This is a genomic window from Paraburkholderia sp. NMBU_R16, assembly GCF_013282575.1.
Lineage (GTDB): Bacteria > Pseudomonadota > Gammaproteobacteria > Burkholderiales > Burkholderiaceae > Trinickia.
Genome location: NZ_JAAAYE010000249.1, coordinates 1 through 692, shown reverse-complemented (window position 1 = coordinate 692; position 692 = coordinate 1). Strand labels below are relative to the sequence as shown.

The 692-nt window shown below is 56.2% G+C and carries 1 pseudogene; it reads right to left on the bottom strand.

The features are described 5' to 3' along the window. Positions 1–331: 331 nt before the first annotated feature. Positions 332–577, bottom strand: a pseudogene (locus tag GWC77_RS29285) (ParA family protein); the annotation flags it as partial. Between the last annotated feature and the right edge of the window lie 115 nt (positions 578–692).

The following is a 692-nucleotide window of genomic DNA, read 5'->3' as shown; positions in this document are numbered from 1 at the left end:
TCTTTCGCCAGCAGAGTTCGCGGCGAAACATCGGGCAACAGCGGATGCTCCTGCCGCTTTCCAGGAGCTGGTTTAAAGGGACTTTGCTAGAAGCCGACTGGCCCTACCGAAGGGGGCAGGTCAGGCAACACGAATCGGCTGACGGCCAGGGGCTACTGCGCCCAACGTATTCGCCTGCGTGCTAACGGGCGCCGGTGCCGGTTCAGGCATGACTTCACGGGCGAGCGGGTGCTTCGCGTCGAGGGAAGCTTCCTCATTTTTTAGTCCGCGCAATAGTCCCGCCGCGAGGACCAAGCCAGAGGACTTCGTCGGCGTTTTCTGTTGTGAGTTCTTAGCCATTTGCAGATACCTTCTTGTTCGCGTTCGCAATGTGCTGAGTCAGTTCGACGACAAGGGCCTCAATCTCTGCTCTCGCCTCTTTCAAGCCTCTGAGGTAGCGCGGGCAGTCATGAACAGTCGTGCCCAGAGCGAACGTTTGCCGGTAGACCTCTCTCTGTGCGATTTGACTATCTAAGAGATGCGTCCCGATATCTTGTTCTCTCAATAAATTTAGTATTTCTTGCCGCATTGAATCGCCCCGGGAATCGTGGAGGCTGGTTGGTTTAAGTTGATGCCGGCATCGCAACTCCGTTGCTGAGTTGCCGGTAATAGTTTGCCTCAGCTTCAGCGGGTGGGATATAGCCGAGCGGTTC